This is a genomic window from Mesorhizobium sp. M4A.F.Ca.ET.020.02.1.1 (genome assembly GCF_004022645.1).
In the GTDB taxonomy this organism is placed as follows: Bacteria; Pseudomonadota; Alphaproteobacteria; order Rhizobiales; family Rhizobiaceae; genus Mesorhizobium.
Window position 1 is genome coordinate 1 of record NZ_RZOI01000434.1, and the last position, 5232, is coordinate 5232.

At 65.1% G+C, this 5232-nt stretch carries 4 protein-coding genes and 1 pseudogene; 2 read left to right on the forward strand and 3 right to left on the reverse strand.

What is annotated here, in order from left to right:
- Window positions 1-756: DJ-1/PfpI family protein (locus tag EN742_RS23270; RefSeq protein WP_128333325.1), on the reverse strand; the 756-nt coding region annotated here is incomplete at its 3' end.
- 90 nt (window positions 757-846) lie between these two features.
- On the opposite strand from EN742_RS23270, the gene EN742_RS23275 reads away from it, so the two are divergent.
- Both EN742_RS23275 and EN742_RS23280 read left to right on the forward strand, forming a co-directional pair.
- Window positions 847-1950 (forward strand): DJ-1/PfpI family protein, encoded by a 1104-nt coding sequence (locus EN742_RS23275; protein WP_126058533.1) that lies wholly within the window; start codon window positions 847-849, stop codon window positions 1948-1950.
- Between the two features lie 360 nt (window positions 1951-2310).
- Window positions 2311-3096 carry a hypothetical protein gene (locus tag EN742_RS23280; RefSeq protein ID WP_245482215.1) on the forward strand — a complete coding sequence of 262 codons (786 nt, stop codon included), beginning with the start codon at window positions 2311-2313 and terminating at the stop codon, window positions 3094-3096.
- Window positions 3097-3162: 66 nt separating this feature from the next.
- Here the strand turns inward: EN742_RS23280 and EN742_RS23285 are convergent, their stop codons facing one another.
- A complete protein-coding gene (locus tag EN742_RS23285; RefSeq protein WP_126058534.1) occupies window positions 3163-4692 on the reverse strand; it encodes a hypothetical protein in 1530 nt (509 codons plus the stop codon).
- A 60-nt stretch (window positions 4693-4752) separates the two neighbouring features.
- Window positions 4753-5232 (reverse strand): annotated as a pseudogene (locus tag EN742_RS23290) (endoglucanase); the annotation flags it as partial.

A 5232-nucleotide genomic window follows, 5' to 3' on the forward strand; every position in this document is an offset into this window, starting at 1 on the left:
GGCAGGCGTAGTTCCCGTTTCTCCAGTGAAGGCACGGGCGAAGTGGCGCGGGCTCATGGCTGCGCGGTCGGCGAGAACCTCGACCGTCAGCGGCTCGGCGAGATGGTCCCGCATCCACTCAATCAAATCGGCGAAGCGGCCGGTGCGGCCGCCGAGCTCCACCAGCGAGGAAAACTGCGACTGGCCGGACCTGCGCTGGTGGACGACAAGCTGCTGCGCCGTGCGGCGCGCGACATCCTGGCCGAGATCGTCCTCGATGAGGGCGAGCGCGAGGTCGATGCCGGCGGAAATGCCGGCCGAGGTCCAGACATCGCCATCGTGAACGAAGATGCGGTCCGCATCGACGCTGATCCTCGGATAGCGGCGGGCGAAATCGTCCGTGCTTGCCCAATGCGTGGTGGCGCGGCGGCCGTTGAGCAGCCCCGCTTCCGCGAGCAGGTAGGCGCCCGAGCAGACGCTGGCGATCCGCCGCGCGCCGACGCGCTTCAGCCAGGCGGCGATCTGTTCGGCGGCAGCCAGGGAGCGCACGATCTCGCCGCCGGAAATGATGACCGTGTCGAAGCGCCCGTCGCGCAGAGGCGCCGTGGTGAGGCGGACGCCCGACGAGCTTTCGACCTCGCCGCCGCCCGGAGCCAGCATCGCCAGCTCGTAGCTTCCGGGGGCGAAACGCCCGGCGATCTCGAAGGCGGCCGTCGGCCCCGCGGCATCGAGCAACTGGAAGCCCGGGTGGATAACGATCGCGACTGTCCGTTGCATGGCAGTTTTCGCACGATTTATGTCATTTCGGCCAAAGCCTAGCGCCTTTACACTTTCGGTCAACCTCTTCGGTCGAGCAGAGGATCCACCATGCGCTTGCGGACTGTCTTGTGGGGCGGGCTGGGTATCTTTGTGCTTTTCCTGGCTCTCGGCGCGGGATGGCTGTTGTCGCTGCCGCCGACACCCGAAGCCATCGCCGCGCCGGCGATCGGCCGGCAAGAGGCGGACGCCACGATAGCGGCGCTGGGGCCGAAGCGGCAGCGGCCGCTGGTCGCCATCATCGGCATCAATGACGCCACCGAAACCACCGACTATCTGATGCCCTACGGCATCCTGAAGCGCGCCGATGTGGCCGATGTGATGACGGTGGAGCCGGACGCGACGGTGGCGGCGTTCGATGCGCGGCATCCGCAAGGCGCCGACTACGTCATCGTTCCGGCGATGAGCCGCGACGACGATCCTGCGGTGCTTGAATGGATAAGGCGCCAGTCGGCCAAGGGCGCCATCGTCATCGGCATCTGCGCCGGAGCCAAGGTCGTCGGCGCCAGCGGGTTGCTCGACGGCAAGCGGGCGACCACGCATTGGTACTCCGTGGGCGGGCTTCGCGATCGGCATCCCTCGATCCGCTATGTCGCCGACCGGCGCTTCGTGGTCGACCAGGGTGTGGCGACGACGACCGGGATCACTGCGTCGATGCCGATGATGCTGACCCTGATTGAGGCCATTGCCGGCAGGCAGAAGGCCGAAGCCGTCGCGACTGAGCTTGGACTGACCGGCTGGGATGCGCGCCATGCCAGCGCCGCCTTCAAGTTCACGCGCCCCTTCGCGTTGACGGCGATTCGCAGCACGCTTGCCTTCTGGGATCACGAGCAAATGGGTCTGGAACTGACGCCGGGCATGGACGAGGTGTCGCTCGCCCTTGTCGCGGATGCGTGGTCGCGCACCTACCGTTCGCGCGCCGTGACGGTTTCCGGGACGAATGAAGCCATCACGAGCCGCAACGGCATACGCTTCCTGCCCGACCAGGTGGCCGCCTCTTGGCCTTCGGAACGGCGGATCGCCAGCTTCGAGCATCAGCCACCGGTCGAGGCGCTGGACCAGACGCTGCGGAACATCGCCGACCGCTACGGCACCGGCACGAAGGATTTCGTCGCCATGCAGCTCGAATATCCGAAGCAGGGAGCTTCGCAATAAAGGCGCTGGCGCCATGGTCAAAGCCTCGGACTTCGAACAGCCGCCGGCGGCGACGCGGAAGGGCCGTGGCGCTTCGGCCTGGCAAGCCGTGGCCCGTACGGGATGCCGTGTCCTTGCGTGACCAAAAGCCGATGGTTGTGCAAGGTTGTATTTCAGAAACGACTACAGAATTACCTTTTAAGGCGCAGAGATTGTTAATTTTTGCCAAGTAGCATAAGTACGAACGTGAAGCTATCCAGCTAGTTTGGTAGTATTCCCGAGTCGATTATGGATGGCGCACTTCCCTCCGATCTCAGCTGTCGACCAATTCGCGAGGGCGATTGGGATGGCGTGATCGGCTGCCTCCGCAGGGGCTTTCCGATGCGTCGCCGCAGGTACTGGGAACATGCGCTGACCCGTCTGTCGCAACGGCCCGCGATCGACGACTGTCCGCGATACGGTTTCGCCCTGGAGAGTTCCGGCCGGATCGTCGGGGTCGTGCTCACCCTCTATTCCCGCTACCCGGGCCGGGAGGGCGATGAAATCCGCTGCAACATCTCAAGCTGGTCGGTGGATAAGGCATTCCGCCCCTATGCCATGAAGCTGATCTGGCCGGTGCTCAGGCGACGGGATGTGACCTACACCAACATTTCGCCGGCGCCTTCGACGTTGAATGCCAACAAGGCGCTCGGCTTTCGCCTCTTCGCCAGCGGCCAGTTCGCCTTCCTGCCGGCCTTGAGTTCGGCGCAGCCGTCATGCCGCGTGCTCGAGGTCCGCTCCGACCTCGCCGAAATGGCGATGCTGTCGGACAGCGAGAGATCCATCCTCGAGGATCATGCCGCGCTGGGCTGCCTGTCATTCGTCTGCATTCGCGACGGGGCGGCATACCCGCTGGTGCTGATGCCGCGCCGCATCCTGCACGGCCTGATCCCGTGCGCCCAAATCGTTTATTGCCGTTCGCTCGCGGATCTGAGCCGCGGCGCCGGCGCGCTGGGACGCTTTCTCCTGCGACACGGAATCCTGCTCTGCCTAGCCGATGCGAACGGGCCGATCGCAGGCCTGTTCGGCCGCTACTTCGCGAACAAGGGGCTGAAATATTTCAAAGGGCCGAAACCGCCTTCGCCCGGTGACCTGACATTCACCGAACTGGTGATATTCGGCCCCTGAACCAGAGGGCGACGACAGGTCAGCAGCGCCGTCTTTCGTCGGCATTGCCTTTGTGCTCCCGAAAGTTCAGTCCTGCGGCCTGGCCCTTGCCGCCGCTACCTCGCGCCAGTGCGTTCCGAGCGAGACACCGACGAGCAGCAGGCAGAAGCTGAGCGCGAGCGGAGAGTAGAACGCCTCTTCCTGCAGCACGGCATTGGCCGAGATGGTGACGATGCCGACAAAGGCAAACAGGAAATCCGGGTCGCCGGTCTCGATCAGCTGCCGCCGGGCGGCCACGGCGAGCGCCGCCAGGAAGCCGAAGAAGATGAAGCTGCCCACGCCCATCTGGTAGAGCATGACGCCGACGGCGCTCTCGACGGGAACCGAGGCGACGCCCTCGGCCTGGGCGGTCGCCCAGCTGAGATTGAGGCTGGTGCTCGACAAATTGCCGCCAAATCCCAATCCTTGCCCAAGCGGGTTGGCCAGGAAGTCGCGCAAACCGGCGGTCAGGCCAAGCACGTGGTAGTCGCCATGCGTGGCGCCATAGGCGATCGCGGCCGTCGTCCAGGCTGCTGCCAGAGCCAGGGCGACCGCGAGCGTCAGGCGGGCGCGGGGAGGGCGGTAGATGATGCGCATGGCGAGTGCGATGAGCAAAAGGAACGTGGCGCCCTTGGAGCCGATGACCAGAAGCAGCGGTAGGGCGGCGATGGGCAGCAGCCAGCGGCCCCTGAACAGGAGCCAGGCCGAGATGATGCTGAGCGCGTAGGCGTAGCTGATCGAATGGAAATTCGGGCCGCCGATGCGGAAGACACTGGGCAGGATGTCGTTGAAGAACGGCGTGTTGAAGAAGGTCGTCGTCATCACGTCCTGCAGGCCACGGAAAACGAAGCCCGTTTCCTTGAGCGACTTCTCCCAGACGCCGGTCTCGATTTGCCGGGCGATGTTGCGCTGGATGTAGAGGTCGCCATGGAACAGGCTGAGGAAATCCATCGTGAAGGTCAGCTCCACATAGCCGTAGATGACGGCGCCGGCGCCGAGCCAGAACATGCTCTTGCGCAGGTCGACCGGATAGAGGCTGGCGGCGAGAACCGCGATGTGGAAGCAGGCGAGCGGCGTGATCGTGTTGCGGAAATAAACGACCGCATCCTTGGGCTGGCCGTGCACGATCCCCAAAGCAAGATAGAAACAGATCGTCCCGCACAGAACGATGCTCAGCAGCAGCCAGAAGCGCAATTCGGTCAGGGCGCGCACGCGCTGCTGGAACGACGCGGCAAGGAAGATGCAGAAGGCGGTCATCAGGATGACGAAGTTGGTGCCGCGCAGCGCGTCGAACGTATCGTTGTCGGGGATGTAAGGGGTGTACCAGGTCACCACGAGGTTCTGGTAGAGGAAGGCGCAGATGATCAGGACGGGGACGCCCGCGGGCATGGCGTTGGCCACGATCAGCGTCAGCAGGAAGGTCGCCGCGATGCCGAACGGCGTCCAGACGGCAAAGGCCGAAACCGTCAAGGCAACGAGGGTAAGCGACACGCAGACATGCAGCAGCGCGTCGCCGCGCGGCGCCTCAAAGCTCGACGCGTCCAGGCCGACCGGCGGATATGTCCCGGTGACGCTCATTGCCGGTCGGCCTTGACCGTCGCAGGCATCGGCGCCCGGATGTGCTGAGCCTTGTCCATGTCAGTCCTCGCCGTCGCTGCCCAGCAGGGCGGCGATCATCGAGCTGTCGAACCCTTCCGCGCTCTGCCTGTTGGCGATGAAGCCGAAGCCCTGGTCGAGCTCCCAATGGGACCAGCCGATCTGGTTGGCCTCGGCCGCCCTGCGCACGGCGCGAACCCAGCGCGCGCGGCTGTCGGCATCGACGCAGAAATTGAGCACGCCGAACTCGTTCAGCATGACCGGGCAGTGCTGGGCCGCCGACCAGCGGCCGAGCCCGGCGAAGTCCGACGCAATCCGCGCTTCGCCCCACGGCCTCGACAGTTCCTGCTCCAGAAGGGAGGCAGCCTCCTCGTCGCCCGCCGCCTGGAGTTTGGAGACAAGCGCCCGGACCGGCGGCGAGTCCTTCGTCGCAGGAAAGGGCAGGTTGGCGAGACGGGCGAGCGGCGATCGATCCCAGGTCTCGCATTGATGCGTGAAGGCCATAGGCGCGTAGTAGTGGAT

What these genes read in the sequence shown, in the direction of transcription:
- EN742_RS23285 (WP_126058534.1), bottom strand. Translation starts at nt 4,692, where the DNA reads ATGAGCGTCACCGGGACATATCCGCCGGTCGGCCTGGACGCGTCGAGC.
- EN742_RS23280 (WP_245482215.1), top strand. Translation starts at nt 2,311, where the DNA reads ATGCGTCGCCGCAGGTACTGGGAACATGCGCTGACCCGTCTGTCGCAA.
- EN742_RS23275 (WP_126058533.1), top strand. Translation starts at nt 847, where the DNA reads ATGCGCTTGCGGACTGTCTTGTGGGGCGGGCTGGGTATCTTTGTGCTT.